Origin of the sequence: Mitsuokella apri, from assembly GCF_047974105.1 — a bacterium.
Taxonomy (GTDB): Bacteria; Bacillota; Negativicutes; order Selenomonadales; family Selenomonadaceae; genus Mitsuokella.
Genome location: NZ_JBHYRS010000001.1, coordinates 637,070 through 654,248, shown reverse-complemented (window position 1 = coordinate 654,248; position 17,179 = coordinate 637,070). Strand labels below are relative to the sequence as shown.

The following is a 17,179-nucleotide window of genomic DNA, read 5'->3' as shown; positions in this document are numbered from 1 at the left end:
CAACGAAGAGCTCTTTTCCCTCACAGCTATGGTATGTGACGTGGAAAGGGCTCTTTTTGTTTCTTGTATACATATAAACATTACAAATTTACATGTATTTTTCACTTTTAACCTTGTCAGTGTATATACGCTATGTTATAATTTTATACATAATATGATTTACAGATATAAATGTGGGAGGCGTTCAACATGAAGTTTCATTCCTTGACCAAAATGCTGACCGTGGGACTTATAGCGGTTATGACAGCCGTGCTTTTAGCCGGCTGCGGCAGTGAAAGCAGTCAGAAAAAATTCCTTAACATCGCGACGGGCGGTACGGCTGGTACGTACTATCCAATCGGCGGTGCCATGGCCGAAATCCTCAATAAGGAAATCCCCGGCATGAATGCGAGTGCACAGTCAACGGGTGCTACGGTCGCCAATATCAACATGCTCAAGGACAATTCGGTTGACCTCGCCATTGTCCAGAACGATATCACGTATTACGCTGTCAACGGCACGGAGATGTTCAAGGACAAGAAAGTTGACAACATCCGCGGCATCGCTTCGCTTTATCCGGAGACGTGCCAGTTCGTCACGCTCGATAAGGCCGGCATCAAGAGCATCAAGGACCTCAAGGGCAAGCGCGTCGCCGTCGGTGCTGCAGGCTCGGGCGCTGAGGCCAATGCCCGCCAGATTCTCGAGGCTTATGGCATCACGTACGATGATATCGACGTCCAGTACCTCTCCTTTGCTGAAGGCGCCAGCGCCCTCAAGGACGGCAATGTCGATGCAGCGTTCCTGACGGCCGGCTACCCGACGTCCTCGGTACAGGATATCGCTTCGCAGAATAAGGTCCGCCTGCTGCCAATCGATGCGGATAAGGCCGATGCTCTGATTGCCAAGTATCCGTTCTACACGAAGACGACCATTCCGGCTGGTACGTATGCCGGCTTTGATGAGGAAGTCCCGACGATCTCCGTTATGGCTATGCTCGTCGCTACGGATAAAGTCGACGACAAGATGGGCTATGATATTGCCAAGGCAATCTTCTCGAATCTCGACCGTCTGCAGGCCGCTCATTCTGTAGGCAAGCTCATCACGAAGGAAGGTGCCATGAAGGGCATGTCGCTGCCGATGAATGCCGGTGCTGAGAAGTTCTTTAAAGAGTAAGAAGAGTAAAGAATAAGCAAAAGGTCTCTTTCGTCCGTTCATGTGCTGGAAAGGCATGACGATGATGGTGATGGAGAGGCCTTTTTGCTTTTGACCTGGTGATTTTACGATGCGTCGTTATTCAATTTGTGCCGGTCTAACTGCCTTAGCTGTCATCTTTGGCCTGCTCAATGTCTTTTTGACCCCGTGCCTTGTGGTACGGGCAGCGGGCGAGCGGGTGGCTGTAGTCGAGGCAAGGCCGGGACTGCCATTTTCCATTCATTTTATTCATTCGGTGCAGAAGACGCCGGTTCTTGAGAATCTTGAAGTCAATGATGCCCGCGATGGTTTTACGCTGCTTTCGACAAAATACCAGTCGTTTGGCGTGGGACTGCCCTTCCTGGAGGAAGAAGGCGATTTTCGCGAAGAGGGCAATTATTATGTGTTTGACCATATGGACCGGCATTTCAGGGATTTATCCCTGCGCACGGGTGTGGGCACCAAGCTTACCCTGACGCTGAATGGCCGTACATACCGGCTCTATGAACGCTATGCGCCTGGCACGCGCATCGATTTAGCGATTATGCCGCTTTACCGGGGACTCCTTGGTAAATGATACTTTTACTTCCCATCCATTATTATATGGTATATGGATCTACGGGGATGAGAAGCAGAGAGGATGTTTTTTATGACTGAAAAGCTGGATCCAAAATCCGCAGATGATATTCTAAAAAAATACGATAAAGAATCCGATACGATGGTGTACAAGGGCATCATGGCCAAGATTGTCTCGGCCATTGCCATCACATTCTCCATCTTCCAGCTCTACACGGCGACATTCGGCGTGCTCGATGCCCAGCTGCAGCGTGCCGTCCATCTTGGCTTTGGCCTCGCGCTCGTGTATCTCCTGTATCCGACGCGCAAGTCGTGGTCGCGCTATAAGGTGCATCCCTTTGATGTGCTGTTGGCCATCCTCGGCGCGGCAACACCGGCGTACATCGTCATCGAGTATCAGCACCTTGTGCTGCGTTCGGGTACGGTCTCGGGCGTCGACCTTGCCGTGGGCCTTGTCGGCATCCTGCTCGTCATTGAGGCCACGCGCCGCATCGTCGGTCTGCCGATGGTCTGTGTCGTGCTGGCGTTCCTCGCTTATGCCTTTGCCGGTCCTTATATGCCGGGTGTGCTTGCCCACCGCGGGCTGACCATTGAGCAGCTCGTCGGCCATCTGTACTTCACGACAGAAGGTATCTTCGGCATTCCGCTGGGCGTTTCTTCGACGTTCATTTTCCTGTTCATTCTGTTCGGCGCTTACTTGGAGTCCACGGGCCTTGGCAAATTTTTCATCGACCTCGCCAATGCCATTGCCGGCTGGGCCAGCGGCGGTCCGGCAAAAGTCGCCGTCCTGTCTTCGGGCCTCATGGGTACGGTTTCGGGCAGTTCGGTAGCCAACGTCGTCGGCACGGGCTCTCTTACGATTCCGATGATGAAGAAACTCGGCTATCATAAGGATTTTGCCGGCGCCGTTGAGGCGGCAGCTTCGACGGGCGGTCAGCTCATGCCGCCGGTCATGGGCGCTGCGGCGTTCCTCATGGCTGAATTTGTCGGCGTGCCGTACATCGACATTGTCAAAGCTGCTATTGTGCCGGCCTTCCTCTATTTTGCCGGTATCTGGCTCGGCGTTCATTTCGAAGCGAAGCGCGGCAATCTCAAGGGCATCCCGCGGAGCCAGCTGCCGAAAATCGGCAATATCCTGCGGGAGCGCGGCCACCTCGCTCTGCCGCTCATTGTCATCGTTTATCTGCTCGTCGCCGGCTACACGCCGATGCGCGCCGCTCTGGTCGCCATTGTGCTTTCTATCCTTTGTTCGGCCCTGCGCAAAGCGACGCGTATGAAGCCGATTGAGATTGTCCGCGGTCTTGACCGCGGCGCACGCAACGTGCTGTCCGTCCTCGTGGCCTGTGCTTCTGCCGGCATCATCATCGGCGTCGTCACGAAGACGGGCGTCGGCCTCAAGCTCGCTTCGGGCCTTTTGGACCTTTCGGGCGGACTGCTGCTGCCGACGATGTTCTTCACGATGATTACGGCCATCGTACTCGGCATGGGCGTGCCGACGACGGCAAACTACGTCATCACGTCGACGATTGCTGCACCGGCTCTCGTGCAGATGGGTGTACCTGTTCTCTGTGCGCATATGTTCGTGTTCTACTTCGGCATTATCGCCGATGTCACGCCGCCGGTCGCGCTCGCAGCCTTTGCGGGGTCCGGCATCTCCGGAGGCAATCCTTTAAGGACAGGGATAAATGCCTCGAAACTGGCCATTGCGGCGTTCATTATTCCGTATATGTTCGTGCTGTCACCGGTCCTTTTGATGCTGGAGGGTACAGCCTTTGACCTGTTCCTGACGACGCTCACGGCCCTTATCGGCATGGTGGCCCTTTCTTCGGCCCTCATCGGCTATCTTGCCGATGACTGCAATGCCTTTGAGCGTCTCGTGCTCATCGCCGGCGGCCTCATGATGATCAAGCCGGGCTTCATGACAGATATTGCAGGTTTCATCCTGTTTGCCGTCATTCTCTTCCTGCAGCTCAAACGCCGCAAGAAGATGGCAGCTGCCTGATTGATTCCTTTTTGTCTCTCCTCAAACAATTCTATAAACCAAAAATGCTGACACAATCGTGTCAGCATTTTTGGTAAAGAGAGTGTTTTTAGCTTAGTGAAGATTTTTCTTCTGCTTTTTCTGGCATTCCGGGCAGACGCCGAAGAAATAAAGCTGATGGTCGGAGAGCTCATAGCCTGTCTCATCCTTAACCTGCTCGTAAACGCCATTCGTGTTGAGCACCGGCACATCATCGACGCGGCCGCAGCAGGTGCAGCGGATATGCGGATGATGGCTCGTATCTGCGTCATAGCGGAACGCCTCTTCGCCGACGTTGAGTTCCTGGGCAAGACCGAGGTCACAGAGGATGGCCAGAGCCTTGTAGACCGTAGCCAGGCTCATCGTCGGATAGAGCGGCTGGAGCTCACGGTAAATCATATCGGCATTTGGATGTGCTTTCGTATGGGAAAGCATGTTGTAAACTGCGAGACGCTGCGGCGTTACTTTGAAGCCCGCTTCGCGCAGGCGGCTGGTCAGTTCGGTCGGAGTCAGCATGATATCACCTCATATTTTTCCTTAGATTGTCTCAAGGGTACACTAACGGAGAATAAATATTTTATAAGGTTATTCTACGTGTTATTTGCCAAATTGTCAACTAGTAACCATTCTTTTTATGGTTTGACTTTAAAAGAGAAAAACAGAGCGAAAAAAGGGCTTTACATTGGCGAGAAGATATGCTAATATATTATATGTTCTTCAACGAACACGGAGAGGTGTCCGAGTGGTCGAAGGTGCTTGACTCGAAATCAAGTGTGGTTAATAGCCACCGTGGGTTCGAATCCCACCCTCTCTGCCATTTGCAAATCAGTCCCTGCAGCGCTGCAGGGACTTTTTTATTGTCTGTATCCTATATAATAGGAAATAAAAAATCAGGCCTTTCCCTAAGGGAAAGACCTGACCCTTTGCAAGCATTATTCTGCTGCTTTGACGACTTCTTTGCCGTCATAGTAACCGCATTCCGGGCAAACGTGATGCGGCATTTTCGGTTCGTGGCACTGCGGGCAGGCAACGAAGCCGGGAGCTTCGAGCTTCCAGTTAGCACGGCGCTGGTCGCGGCGTGCCTTAGAAGTTTTGCGCTTTGGTACTGCCATTTGATTTTCACCTCCGAGGTACGTGTTCCTTCAGTGAAATCCATGCAATGGGTTGATGCTGGATGGATTCATTTCACGTGAGTATGTGATTTGACACATATATCTATGATAGCTGTTTTTGCGGTCAGTTGCAAGGGAAATTTTTCTTTTCGGGCAAGTTATGGCAATTTTTTTCAGGACGAGGGGATATTCCAGCTGTTTTTAGAAATATCTTGAAGAATTTTTGCAAAATAGAGGTGTTTTCTTTTTCGTCGCGAATTATAATAGAAAGTAACCTTCCTGTTTTAAAAAGTTCGGTATGAGCGCAGGGCGGTAAAAAGAAACGGGTGTGATGGAATATGACAGGAAATAGAGAAGTAATTACTGGCAGTGATTTCAAGCGCATGGTATCCGGCGCGTACAGCGAATTTCTGCTTGAATATGAACAAATCAATGCACTGAAAGGGGCCGGGCATATGCCCGGCACGCATATCCTGCGTACGATGGGGGCTGCTGTCATGCCGCTGTCGGAGACAAAGGATGACAGCATAGGCGGGCTCGCACGCCGCGTGGCGACGGCAGCTGTCTTCGGGGCGCGCGGCAGCGCCGGCATCGTGCTCGCGCAGATGTTCCGCGGCCTTGGTAAAGGGCTTTCGGGCAAGTACAATGCCACTTCGTCGGAGTTTGGCAAGGCCTTCCAGTATGGCATTCTCTATGCGCAGCGCGCTGTGCCGGAGGAGCCGGAGCAGCCAATCATCATGGTGGCCAAGGCCGTGGCAAAGGGCGCTTATCACGCTGTGCGTGCCAACCTGCCGATTTCGGAAATCCTGCAGGCAGCCATTGAAGCGGGCAAACAGGCACTGGCAAAGATGGACCATGAAGATGCGGGCGCGCGCATCATGTTCACGTTCCTTTCTGGCTGCCTCAAGGGCCTTGACGGCAACTTTGTTTCGCCGAGCGTCAGCCTCTCACTGGGACTGGAGGCAGGCCAGCCGGGCATGCCGGATCCGCGAGAAGACCTCGTGCGCCCATACTGTGTGCGCTTTACGATTCTCAACACGCGTGTCGACGTGCCGGAGTTCGAGCGCCACCTGCGCGAATACTCGAGTTTTGCACTCGTCGAGCGCCATGAAAAGGGTGTTGAGGTCCATCTGCATACCGACCATGTCGGCAAGGTCATAGAGCAGGCCATCGGCTGGGGGCCCATCAAGAATCTGCACATCACGAATATGAGCGAGAGCCATGTCCTGAATGCGCATGGCGCCCTGATGCGCGTGGCCCTGCTGGCCGTGGCCGAGAACAAGGTGCAGGCACGTGAGCTGCAGGATGCCGGCGTACATATCATTGTCAATGGCGGGGAAGATAATTGTCCTTCTGTCGGTGAGCTCGTCAATGCAGCCCACAGTGACCTCGCTTCGTCATACGTTATGATTTCGTGGAGCCGCGATTTCCGCCTGGCCTTCCGTCAGGCAAAACGCCTGCTCGGCAGCCGCGTAGAGCTCGTCCTCTGTCAGGACAAGATGCAGCAGGCCAAGGCCATCAAGGCGTTTGACCCGGAGAAAGATGCTGCCGAGAACAGCGAGGCCATGCAGCAGGCTGCCGGTCTGCTCAATGGCTGAGCAGCTCGCCTGCACGCGGGCGTAAATTTTGGCTGAGATATAGAAAAAACTCTGACACAAAATAGATGTGCCAGAGTTTTTTTATGCTGCCATCCTCACTGCCGTCAGATATGGGCGGCAAGAAAGGCTTCAAAGTCCGCTTCTTTCATCGGTTTGCCGTAGAGATAGCCCTGTCCCTGGTCGCAGCCGCAGCGGAGCAGGATTTCTTCCTGCTCCGGTGTTTCGATGCCTTCGCAGATGATGGTCATGCCGAGGTCGTGGCCCAGTTTGCAGGTATGGGCAAGAACCGTCTGCATGCGCGGGGCGTCTTCGGCTGCGAGCAGCAGCGAGCGGTCGATCTTGATGACGCGGAAAGGCATGGCATTGAGCAGGGTGAGATTCGAGTAGCCACTGCCAAAATCATCGATATCAAGACAGAAGCCCATTTCCTGCAAACGCCGGCCGACATTCAGTGCCTGCTGCTGCATTTTTGGTTCCTGAAGAGAAAACGCCGTTTCGGTGAGTTCCAATTCGATATCTTTAGCAGAATAATAGGTGACGAGGCGCTGCATATAAGTGAGATAATTCTTTTCCTGCAAATGGAGGCGCGACTGATTGACGGAGACCGGCACGACGGGCAGACCTGCCAGTCGGCGTTTTTTCTGCCAGGTCATGACCTGACCGAGCATGAAAAAATCGAGCTGTGTGATGAAGCCGTTTCGCTCGAAGAGCGGGATGAACTGTCCGGGCGGCAGAAAGCCGAGTTCCCGGCTCTGCCAGCGCACGAGAGCTTCGGCACCGACACAGCGGCGCGTTTTGAGGTCGTATTTGGGCTGATACCAGACCTTAAATTCTTTATTGGCCATGGCCTTCTGCTGCAGGCCTTCAATGCGGTTCAGTAGTTCGGTTTTCTGCTGGATTTCGGCATTGTAGAAGCAGATGGGCTGTGCCTCATGTAAGGCAAAGTCTGCCTGATTCATCGCTTTAGCCATGGAAACGTTGTGGGAAGAAAGACTGCAGATGCCAATCTTGAAGTCGACGTGGACGACCATATGGCCAACATTGATATATTCATTCTGATGCAGAAGATAACGCAGCGCCTGTTCCAGTTCTTCCTGATTTTGGAAATGCCGAAGGTCAGCGAGAAAGAATAACTTGCCGACACTGGTATGGACAGCGGGGAATTTTGCCCAGGCAGCCTGCTGCAGATTGTCCGTAAAGCGCTGCAGCAGATGAAAGATCACTTCGGCTCCATAGGTGTTGACGAGAATATCCGGCCGGCTGATGCCGAATTTGATGATGGCAAAGTCCCGATTCTCCGGCTGCGCGGCGAGATACCGGCCTGCCTTACGTTCAAACCAGCCGCGGTTATGAAGCCCTGTATAATGGTCCGTATCGAGCATCTTCTGCAGCTCGTCTGTATGCTGGCGGCGCATTTTCATCTGACGCCAGAAGAGCAGCAGAAGAATGAGCAGCAGCAGCGAAAGTCCCGTGACGAAATACTGCGGATAGGCGAAGAAAAGCGACTTAAAGCTGCGCTGGGCTTCGGTTTTGGGATTGTAAAAGGAAGACTGGTCCAGCAGGGCATCGCGGCCGATGAAGCCAATCTCCTTATCGAGGATCGGCAGGAGCTCCGGCTCCATCTGATTGGAAACGCCAATGGCGATGTCGCGGGAAAAAGCGATGCTGCCGTCTGTTTTCAAGTCAGGGAAATTCCCCTGCCAGATGTTGTACTGAGCCGTTTCCAGACGCAGAAACGTCATATCAGCCTGTTTTGTCTGCACGGCCTGAAGGCAGCTCTCCACGCTGTCATGCAGGCGCAGTTGTTTTTCACTGTAGCGCTGGCGCAGAAAACGTTCCGCGATATGCGGGCAAAAGCAGGCGATGCGGGGATTATCAGGAATGCCCTCGCGGCGGGTTACGGCTGTATAGTAAGAAGTCAGATACGATGTGGTGAGATCCAGGCCATGCGCTGCGGCCCAGCTGATATCACCGTCTGTATTCAGAAGAATTTGGGCTTTGCCGGAGTTTAAGTCTTCGTAAGCCTTTTCGTAATTGGTCTCGATGATAAGGCTGAGCTTGATGCCGAGGTCCTGTTCGATACGGTCTGTGAGCCTGCGCATCGTGCCCTGCAGCTCTCCGTGTTCATCGACATAGGCAAAAGGCCGTTCGTCCGCAATGACTGCTGCCGAAATGACGGGATGCATTTTTAAAAAGGAGGCTTCCTGCGGTGCAAGCTGCAGTTTGTGGGAACTTTGCTGGCCGTAATACAGGCGGTAAAGGTAACTGACAAAATACGGCCGGTTGCCAATGAGCTGTTCATTGGCCAGTTCCAGTTCATTCATCAGCGCGGTGTTATCCCTGCGTACAGCGAAATAGAGCGGTTCGACCCAAAAAGGAGAAGAACTGATACGGGAATCCTGTTCCTGTTTGATGCGCCCCATCATCAGATGGGAAAACAGCATTGTCTGCTGACGTTCCGGCGTCTTGATGATGCCGGCCACAACATCAATTTCACCGGAAGCCAGCCGTGCCTGATTTTCCTGCCAGCTGCCGGGAATAAAAATGACCTGACGGCCGGCATAGCTGCCCAGTGCCTGCATGAAGTCCGTGTCCATGCCGTAGAAATTCCCGTACTCATCTTCGGTGATGTCCGTGCCGAGTTCGTGGACGCCGACGCGCAGCAGCGGCCTGGCTGCTGCCTGTGAGCAAAGAAGCAGGCTGCAGACTAGAAAGAGCAGCAGGATGAGCCGCCCGTATAACTTCCCCAAAATATTTTTGACCCCTTTCTGACGAAATAATTTGTCAGATTATCGCTTGTGCTAAAACATACTGATATTATAGCATAGGGGCTTTTCAAAAGACAATGCAGGCATGCATGAATATAAGCATAAAATGCATAAATGAATTTTAAAGGACGCCGGGCTTGATATGGATGGTTTCACCGGCTTTGACCGTGACCATCTGCACAAGGCAGCTGCGCGGCCCGACGTTGAAGAGCTCGAAGGAATCCCAGTCGGGGAGTTTTTTCATGAGCTGCTGCTTGTCGTCGAGCTCCGTGAGGTTTTGGGCGGAATCGCGGCCGTAACTGTCGAGGATGACGAGGAAATACGTGCCTTCGGGGATATTCTGAAAAGCATATTCCCCCGTTTTTTTGTCTGTCTCCGTATGGTACACGGGGGCATCCTTTGGTACCGTATTATGGCGGTACCAGTCTTTTATTTCCTGTTCACTCAGTTTATCATAGGTGAAATCCCTGCCAATCAGCCAGACGTCGGCCTCTTTATCGTGAAATTTCCGCTTGGGGGCGGCGAGGTCCCAGCTGATGCCGCCGGCAGAGGCATCGGGATTTGAGGCAATCTTCATGCCGCGCTCGGAGCCATGCGTGTAGACTGCTCCCGTGATGCTGCCTTCTGCTGCAGCGGCACTGACAGATGGTGCAGGAGTGATGCCTGTAAGGCTCAGGCAAAGAGCTGCCGTTAAAGAGAGTAAGATTTTTTTCATGATGATTCTCCTCGTAAGGTTTTCATTTTCCTTTATTTTACAGCAGGCAGGGGCGATATGCCAATCTTTTCCTTGTTGCCGGATGCTGTTTGAAGTATGATAAAAGCAAAGGCAGATTTTTGTGTTCTGGAAAAGGGATGTTTTTATGCAGGAAGATTTGATGAGCTGCCTGACGCGTTTATTTGGCAGCGAGGCAGATATCGTGGCAGAAGAGCCGGTCTCGGGCGGAGATATTAATGAAGCCTATCATCTGGTATTACGTAGCGGACAGGACCTTTTCATGAAATGCCATAAAAATGTGGCCGATGATTTTTTTGCCGTGGAAGCAGATGGTCTCAAAGCGATGAAAGAAGCCGGGGCAAGGACGCCGGAGGTCCTCGCCTATGGCAAAAATCCCGACGGCAAATCCTTTTTGCTGCTGACCTATGTGCGTCCGTCGCGCCCACGGCGTGATTACTGGGAAAATCTCGGCCATATGCTCGCGGCCATGCATCAGGCCGATACGACGTCTTTGACAAAGGGCAGGCGCTTTGGCTTTTACGAGAACAATTACAGCGGTTCCATCCGCCAGAAGAATCAGGTCAATGACAGCTGGGTGGATTTTTTCCGCACGCAGCGCCTTTTGCCGCGGCTGCAGCTGACAAAATCCTACTTTACGCCTGACGACCGCCGGCGGGCAAGACACCTTCTCGACCATCTTGAGGATTATTTTGTGGAGCCGGAGTACCCGTCTCTTCTTCATGGCGACCTTTGGTGCGGCAATGTCATGCTGGGCAGCGACGGCGAGGCTGTGCTCATCGACCCCGCCGTCTGCGTCGGCAACCGTGAGTTCGACATCGCGCTCACGCGGCTTTTTGGCGGCTTCGAGCCGGAATTCTACGATGCCTACAACGAAGCGGCACCTCTTGAAGCCGGCTTTGGTGAGCGCCTGGACCTTTACAATCTGTATCATCTCCTAAATCATCTTCATCTTTTCGGCCGCGCCTATCTCGGTGCCGTTACGCGCATCATCCGTCATTATGCGGGATGACCCTGAGTTTTGAAAAGTGTTTGACGGGCAGTCTGCCGCTTTTGGCGGCAGATTTTTTTCGGGAATCTTTTGCAGGCGGACGCATATCATAGAAAGTCTGCGCGCGGCTATGATATAATGGTCATAACGAAATTGTATTCATTTTACCTGTAATAAAGAAAAATATTATAAATATTTATATATGATATAAGGAGACTATATGACAAATCCTGTCCTGCGTCCGCGCGACATCAGCGGCATCAAAGAAAAACGCGACCCTGTTTACCAGATTTCAACCCTGCAGTCCCTGATTCTCGGCAATTATTATGGCTGCCTTTACATCGAAGACTTCTTGAAACACGGGGATACGGGCATCGGGACCTTTCATGCCGTAGCCGGTGAGCTCATCGTCATTGACGGCCACTGCTACCGCATTCTGGCAGACGGTTCGGTCATTGAGGCACAGCCCCTTGACACGACGTCGTTTGCCAGCATTGCGTATCTTGAGGAGGGCCATACGATAAAATTTGGCGAGATGGCGTCAATTGCGGATTTGCGCGCAGCACTTGATGACAGCATTGACCTTTTAGGACCGAACAGTATGTACGTTGTGCGCATTGATGGGCGTTTCAACCGCGTGGCAGCGCGCACAGAACTTTATCAGCATGAACCGTACAAGCCGTTTGCCAAGGTGCTTGAGACGGATGAACGGCGCTTTGCCTTTGAAAATGTCGATGGTTCGCTCGTTTGTTTCTATTTCCCAAAATTCATGGATGGTGTCAATACGCCGGGCTGGCATTTCCATTTTATCAACGATGCGCGCACATTTGGCGGCCATGTCTTTGACGTCGATATGGTACACGGCACGGCTACGCTCAATAAGACGGACCGCTTTATCCTCGATTTGCCGAGCAATCAGGCTTTTCAGCACGCGGACCTTGAGAATGCTTCCAAAGAAGAGATTCGTCAGGTCGAGCAGGGGGGAGCAGATTAATTTCGTATGGAAAATTAATTTTGCCTGTATATGTTTTTTGAGCATGAGTGTGATAAAATAAAGATATGAAATAAAGCGAAATGTTCTAGACGAAAAACGTCTTATGAGGAAACAATTGCATGCAAAAAAATTATCAGCCGGTTAATTTGCCAAATGAATTTCCGGGGGGCTTCTACGTCTGCACGCTCAGCAGGCCGCGCAGGCTTCTTTTTGCCAATGCAGAAGTCCTGCGTCTTTTTGACTGCCATGATTTTGGTGAACTGACTGTCCACATCCAGAATAATGTGGAAAACATGCTGATGCCGGAAGACATCAAACAGGTTCATAGTCAGATCGAGCGGCAGCTCTCTGCGAAGGGCACACGTTTTGAGCATATCTGTGCCCGCATTGTCACGCATACGGGCAGGCCCCGCTATGTGGATATTTCCGGCTGCGTGGTTCATTCCCTTGAGGAAGGGGACCTTCTCTACTGCCTGATGCTCGAAACGGGCAACAGGGCGTCGGACTATCAGATCGATAAGGATATCCGCGAGTACGTTATTGAAAATATCGATACGGCTTTAAGCCGCGGCTGGATTCATCTTTACTATCAACCGGTCGTCCGCACACTGACGGGGGACCTTTGCGGCTTTGAGGTGCTGTCACGCTGGATCGACCCGAAAATCGGCTTTCTGTCACCCGGCATGTTTATTCCGGCACTGGAACAGACACGTCAGATTCACAAGCTCGATACTTATATATTGAAGGAAACCTGCCGGACGATACGGTCGCGTATGGATAAAGGACTGCCTACGGTGCCGGTCTCGTTCAATCTTTCGCGCGTTGACTTCATGCTGCTCGATGTCTTTGACATGATTGAGAGCACGATGACGGAATTCCGCCTGCCGCGCGATCTCTTACATATCGAAGTTACGGAAAGCGTCGTGGCAGAGGATCCCGGCCATATCCGTGCGACGATGGACCGTCTGCGCGATGAGGGCTATGAAGTCTGGATTGATGATTTTGGCAGCGGGTATTCTTCGCTGAATCTCCTGAAGGATGTCAACTGCGACCTCATCAAGCTCGATATGGGCTTTTTGCGCACGTTTACCGAAAAATCGCGCCAAATCATCGCTTCGACCATCAGCATGGCGAAGAAACTCGGCATTAAGACGCTCATGGAAGGTGTGGAGACCTCCGAGCAGGCCGATTTTCTGGCCTCGATTGGCTGCGGCAGACTGCAGGGCTATTTCTTTGGCAAGCCGCAGCCGCTTGAGGGAGCTTTTTCTCATATGAAAGCGGCTGGAGCAGGGATCGAGACAAGACTCTGGCATCATTATTACGATATGGCGGCCAGCGCGATTCACGAGACGGATGAGCCACTGACTCTGCTGGAATTTGCAGGAGGCAAGTTCCATTTCCTTTACACGAATGCAGGTTACCGGGAACAGGTAAAAAGCATCCATTATACTGTTCGGGATATCGAAGCAAGCTTCAATGACAATGTAAATGCTCCGCTGTACCGGGATATCCGCAGTCTCGTTCATGCCACAGAAGAAAGCGGCAGGCGCGAGACGTACTTCTGTACGATTGCCAACAATTATATCCGCACTGTCATGCATGTTGTTGCACATACGGACGGCCATACTCTGTTCTGTATGAGTTCCTGGAATATCACGCAGGACAGCAGTCATATGGAAAATCAGAAGTTCGATGACAATCTGCGTTATCTTTATATGATGTTTGACAGCATTTACATCGTCGACTTTGACGCGGATACGGTGAATCAGATTCGCGAGAAGTCTGCATTTAATCTGCTGGAACAGGGATGCGAAAATGGTATTCGGAAGATGACAGAAGCATACGGCAGGGCCCTCGTTTATGAAGATGACCTTGAGGCATACCAGCGTTATGTCGCGCCGGAAACCATTCTTCAGCGCCTGCATGACAGCCCCGATGGCATCCTGAACTGCTGCCTGCGCCTGAAAGACCGGCACGGCAGCTACAATTGGATGGGGTGTTCGATTCTGCTGATTCCGGAGGCGGGGAGCAGGAAGGTGGCCTATACTGCGCGCTCGTTTGATGACCGGGCAGATAATATCGCCTTTATGGTACAGTCCATGGTTAAAAGCGATGCAGCGCAGAAGGGGACGCATCTGTCTCTCGCACCGGGACAGTTAAACGATGCCTATAAGGCCATGCTTTGGGACAGTCAGCAGCGAAATTCGGAGTTCTGTTATTTCTGGAAGGATACAAAGCGCCGTTTCCTCGGCGTCTCGCATTCGTTCCTGCGGTATTATGGCTTTGATTCTGCGCAGGACGTACTCGGCAGGACGGATGAAGATATGGGCTGGCACGTTGACGATGGGCCTTACCGCGATGCCGAGCTCGAGGTCCTGCAGAAGGGCAGAGTGATTCAAAATCAGCCGGGGCAGTGCATCATTCGAGGTGTCCTGCATCACATTACCTGCTATAAATGGCCGCTTTACAATCAGGGCAGGATTGTCGGGCTCATGGGCGTGTTCTTCGATGCCGATAAGATGAGAAAACGCATTCGGGATATTTCGGAAACGTCTTATGACGACCCCGTGACGGGCCTTATGAATGCGCGCGGCTGGGCCGATGCGATGTTCAGCTATGATGAGCAGCGGACCCTGCAGAAACGCCAGTACAGCGTGCTGCTCATTGAAAATGCCTCCTATGATTCGGTGGTCAGTGCCTATGGCATGGATATCGCGCGGCAGCTCCTGCAGCGCGAAGCCGATGAAATCCGGAAGGTGGCTGGCCGCAGGGCGACAATTGCGCGCACGGGCCAGGCAACATTTGCCCTGCTGGCCTACGATAAGGATGAAGATGAAGCGAGAAAACGTGCTTCTGATGTTCTGCGGGCACTCAATGCCATTCATGAGATTGCCGGCAATCCAGTGACACTGGTCTTCCGGTATGCGATTGCGCATTCAAGGGAAAAGGGTGTCTCGACCGAAAACATCTATCATATTGCACAGGACCGCCTGCATCAGCAGCAAAAGACGGAACGCCGTCAAAAGCGCCGCCGGAGGAATTGAGCTTCTGCGTACACACATGACTTGCACATTCCGCGCCTGTCTGCTACAATAAACTTGTTGTGCGGTTGTAGCTCAGTTGGATAGAGCGTCCGCCTCCTAAGCGGCAGGTCGTGAGTTCGACTCTCACCAATCGCACCATTCTTAGGAATTGAAAGGCTTTGTCAGACTTCGTAGTTTTTGGCAAAGCTTTTTTGTTTGGAAATTCTGCTGTAACAGTCGGTTTGTAACAATCGTTACAGAATGACGGCCTATATCCTGCTATGATATAGACAATGAATCAAGAAAAACTTATGTGTTCTATGTTATATAAAAGGAGAGCTTACGATGGAAAATAAGATGTTTTGCTTCCAGTGCCAGGAAACAGCAGGCTGCAAGGGCTGCACGCAGGTCGGTGTCTGCGGCAAGAAGCCGGAAGTCGCTGCCATGCAGGACCTTCTGATCTATGTGACGAAAGGTCTTGCCGCTGTCACGACGCGCCTGCGCGCTGAGGGCAAGAAAGTATCGGCAGATGTCAACCATCTCGTAACGAAGAACCTCTTCATCACGATTACGAATGCGAACTTTGACCGCGAGGCCATCATCGAAGCCATCGAGAAGACGCTGCAGGTCAAGTCGGAAATGCTCGCAGGTCTCACGAGCCGCGAAAATCTGCCGGAAGCAGCTCTCTACAACGACGGCCGCGATGGTTTTGACGAGAAGGCCAAGAAAGTCGGCGTCCTCGCTACGGAGAATGAAGACATCCGCAGCCTGCGCGAGCTCATCACGTACGGCCTCAAGGGCCTCGCTGCTTATGTCAAGCACGCCAATGTCCTGAAGCAGGAAAACGAAGCCATCGATGCGTTCCTGCAGTCGGCGCTTGCACGCCTGCTCGATGACAGCCAGACGGGCGAGCAGCTCACGGCCCTTGCTCTGGAGACGGGCAAGTTCGGCGTTGACGGCATGGCTCTGCTCGACAAGGCCAACACGACGGCCTATGGCAATCCGGAAGTCACGACGGTTGACCTCGGTGTCCGCAAGAACCCGGGCATCCTGATTTCCGGTCATGACCTCCGCGACCTCGAGATGCTTCTCGAGCAGACGGAAGGCACGGGCGTCGATGTTTACACGCACGGCGAGATGCTGCCAGCTCATTACTATCCGAAGTTCAAGCATTACAAGAACTTCGCTGGCAACTACGGCAATGCATGGTGGAAGCAGAAGGAAGAGTTCGAGGCTTTCAACGGTCCGGTCATCCTGACGACGAACTGCCTCGTACCGCCGAAAGATTCTTATAAGAGCCGCGTCTTCACGACGGGTGCCGTTGGTTTCCCGGGCTGCCCGCATATCGAAGCAAAGGCAGACGGCACGAAGGATTTCAGTGCTGTCATCGAGATGGCTAAGCAATGCGCTGCTCCGACGGAACTCGAAAAAGGCCAGATTGTCGGTGGTTTCGCTCATGCACAGGTCATGGCTGTAGCCGATAAGGTCATTGAGGCTGTCAAGGCCGGTGCCATCAAGAAGTTTGTCGTCATGGCAGGCTGCGACGGCCGCATGAAGAGCCGTGAATACTACACGGAATTTGCCAAGGCTCTGCCGAAGGACACGATCATCCTGACGGCTGGCTGCGCAAAATACAAATACATCAAACTCCAGCAGGAACTCGGCGATATCGGCGGCATTCCGCGCGTCCTCGATGCCGGCCAGTGCAACGACTCCTACAGCCTTGCCCTGATTGCCCTCGCACTCAAGGATGCCTTCGGCCTTGACGATGTCAACAAACTGCCGATTGTCTACAACATTGCCTGGTACGAGCAGAAGGCTGTCATCGTCCTCCTGGCTCTGCTGCACCTCGGTGTCAAGAACATCCATCTTGGACCGACGCTGCCGGCTTTCCTTTCCCCGAATGTCGCGAAAGTTCTCGTCGAGAATTTCGGCATCGGCGGCATCACGACGGTGGAAAGCGACATCAAGACGATGATCGGCTGATTGACGTTTGTTCCTTACTTCTCTCAAATCCATACATATCTCATAACACCATACACCTGCAAAAAGCTGCTGCGTTTATCGCAGCGGCTTTTTCTGTTGCCTGTTTCACAGAACCGGGGATAATTTTCATGAATGATAAAATACATCATAATGTTGCTTCTGCAACGTCATAGCAGCTCCTTTATTGCTATAATACAGATAAATGAAA

At 52.5% G+C, this 17,179-nt stretch carries 12 protein-coding genes and 2 tRNA genes; 10 read left to right on the top strand and 4 right to left on the bottom strand.

Translation table 11 applies throughout. The annotated features are described in order from the left end of the window. Positions 1-189 precede the first annotated feature (189 nt). The 3 genes from ACE419_RS03055 to ACE419_RS03045 all read left to right on the top strand — a co-directional run bounded on the left by ACE419_RS03055 (position 190) and on the right by ACE419_RS03045 (position 3,748). Complete coding sequence (locus ACE419_RS03055) at positions 190-1,152, top strand: TAXI family TRAP transporter solute-binding subunit (protein ID WP_435720947.1); 963 nt, start codon at positions 190-192, stop codon at positions 1,150-1,152. A 109-nt stretch (positions 1,153-1,261) separates the two neighbouring features. Beyond that, on the top strand, positions 1,262-1,747 hold the full coding sequence (locus ACE419_RS03050) for a DUF1850 domain-containing protein (protein WP_435720946.1): 486 nt from the start codon (positions 1,262-1,264) through the stop codon (positions 1,745-1,747). 63 nt (positions 1,748-1,810) lie between these two features. Next, positions 1,811-3,748, top strand: a complete 1,938-nt coding sequence (locus tag ACE419_RS03045; protein WP_435720945.1) for a TRAP transporter permease — start codon at positions 1,811-1,813, stop codon at positions 3,746-3,748. A gap of 93 nt (positions 3,749-3,841) precedes the next feature. Here ACE419_RS03045 and perR read toward each other — a convergent pair whose 3' ends face one another. Next, positions 3,842-4,282 (bottom strand): transcriptional regulator PerR, encoded by a 441-nt coding sequence (gene perR, locus ACE419_RS03040; protein WP_432646272.1) that lies wholly within the window; start codon positions 4,280-4,282, stop codon positions 3,842-3,844. 212 nt (positions 4,283-4,494) lie between these two features. Here perR and ACE419_RS03035 point away from each other — a divergent pair. Then, positions 4,495-4,583 (top strand) — tRNA-Ser (locus tag ACE419_RS03035). A 115-nt stretch (positions 4,584-4,698) separates the two neighbouring features. Here ACE419_RS03035 and rpmF read toward each other — a convergent pair. After that, positions 4,699-4,878, bottom strand: a complete 180-nt coding sequence (rpmF, locus tag ACE419_RS03030; RefSeq protein ID WP_005842638.1) for a 50S ribosomal protein L32 — start codon at positions 4,876-4,878, stop codon at positions 4,699-4,701. 338 nt (positions 4,879-5,216) lie between these two features. On the opposite strand from rpmF, the gene ACE419_RS03025 reads away from it, so the two are divergent. Then, the gene (locus ACE419_RS03025; protein ID WP_435720944.1) at positions 5,217-6,476 is read left to right on the top strand and encodes a DAK2 domain-containing protein; all 1,260 of its coding nucleotides are present in this window, start codon (positions 5,217-5,219) and stop codon (positions 6,474-6,476) included. Positions 6,477-6,580: 104 nt separating this feature from the next. Here ACE419_RS03025 and ACE419_RS03020 read toward each other — a convergent pair whose 3' ends face one another. Both ACE419_RS03020 and ACE419_RS03015 read right to left on the bottom strand, forming a co-directional pair. Beyond that, positions 6,581-9,226, bottom strand: a complete 2,646-nt coding sequence (locus ACE419_RS03020) for an EAL domain-containing protein (RefSeq protein ID WP_435720943.1) — start codon at positions 9,224-9,226, stop codon at positions 6,581-6,583. 139 nt (positions 9,227-9,365) lie between these two features. Beyond that, complete coding sequence (locus ACE419_RS03015; RefSeq protein ID WP_435720942.1) at positions 9,366-9,959, bottom strand: hypothetical protein; 594 nt, start codon at positions 9,957-9,959, stop codon at positions 9,366-9,368. A 145-nt stretch (positions 9,960-10,104) separates the two neighbouring features. Between ACE419_RS03015 and ACE419_RS03010 the strand changes: the two genes are divergently transcribed. From ACE419_RS03010 to hcp, 5 genes are all read left to right on the top strand, one after another. After that, the gene (locus ACE419_RS03010; protein WP_435720941.1) at positions 10,105-10,989 is read left to right on the top strand and encodes a fructosamine kinase family protein; all 885 of its coding nucleotides are present in this window, start codon (positions 10,105-10,107) and stop codon (positions 10,987-10,989) included. A 199-nt stretch (positions 10,990-11,188) separates the two neighbouring features. Next, positions 11,189-11,962: an acetolactate decarboxylase gene (budA, locus tag ACE419_RS03005; protein ID WP_435720940.1), complete on the top strand. Its 774-nt coding sequence runs from the start codon at positions 11,189-11,191 to the stop codon at positions 11,960-11,962. Between the two features lie 119 nt (positions 11,963-12,081). Beyond that, positions 12,082-15,006: an EAL domain-containing protein gene (locus ACE419_RS03000; RefSeq protein ID WP_435720939.1), complete on the top strand. Its 2,925-nt coding sequence runs from the start codon at positions 12,082-12,084 to the stop codon at positions 15,004-15,006. Between the two features lie 61 nt (positions 15,007-15,067). Further along, positions 15,068-15,144 (top strand) — tRNA-Arg (locus tag ACE419_RS02995). A 186-nt stretch (positions 15,145-15,330) separates the two neighbouring features. Beyond that, on the top strand, positions 15,331-16,971 hold the full coding sequence (gene hcp / locus ACE419_RS02990; protein WP_435720938.1) for a hydroxylamine reductase: 1,641 nt from the start codon (positions 15,331-15,333) through the stop codon (positions 16,969-16,971). The last annotated feature ends 208 nt before the right edge of the window (positions 16,972-17,179 follow it).

What these genes read in the sequence shown, in the direction of transcription:
- ACE419_RS03055 (WP_435720947.1), top strand. Translation starts at nt 190, where the DNA reads ATGAAGTTTCATTCCTTGACCAAAATGCTGACCGTGGGACTTATAGCG.
- ACE419_RS03050 (WP_435720946.1), top strand. Translation starts at nt 1,262, where the DNA reads ATGCGTCGTTATTCAATTTGTGCCGGTCTAACTGCCTTAGCTGTCATC.
- ACE419_RS03045 (WP_435720945.1), top strand. Translation starts at nt 1,811, where the DNA reads ATGTTTTTTATGACTGAAAAGCTGGATCCAAAATCCGCAGATGATATT.
- perR (WP_432646272.1), bottom strand. Translation starts at nt 4,282, where the DNA reads ATGCTGACTCCGACCGAACTGACCAGCCGCCTGCGCGAAGCGGGCTTC.
- rpmF (WP_005842638.1), bottom strand. Translation starts at nt 4,878, where the DNA reads ATGGCAGTACCAAAGCGCAAAACTTCTAAGGCACGCCGCGACCAGCGC.
- ACE419_RS03025 (WP_435720944.1), top strand. Translation starts at nt 5,217, where the DNA reads ATGACAGGAAATAGAGAAGTAATTACTGGCAGTGATTTCAAGCGCATG.
- ACE419_RS03015 (WP_435720942.1), bottom strand. Translation starts at nt 9,959, where the DNA reads ATGAAAAAAATCTTACTCTCTTTAACGGCAGCTCTTTGCCTGAGCCTT.
- ACE419_RS03010 (WP_435720941.1), top strand. Translation starts at nt 10,105, where the DNA reads ATGCAGGAAGATTTGATGAGCTGCCTGACGCGTTTATTTGGCAGCGAG.
- budA (WP_435720940.1), top strand. Translation starts at nt 11,189, where the DNA reads ATGACAAATCCTGTCCTGCGTCCGCGCGACATCAGCGGCATCAAAGAA.
- ACE419_RS03000 (WP_435720939.1), top strand. Translation starts at nt 12,082, where the DNA reads ATGCAAAAAAATTATCAGCCGGTTAATTTGCCAAATGAATTTCCGGGG.
- hcp (WP_435720938.1), top strand. Translation starts at nt 15,331, where the DNA reads ATGGAAAATAAGATGTTTTGCTTCCAGTGCCAGGAAACAGCAGGCTGC.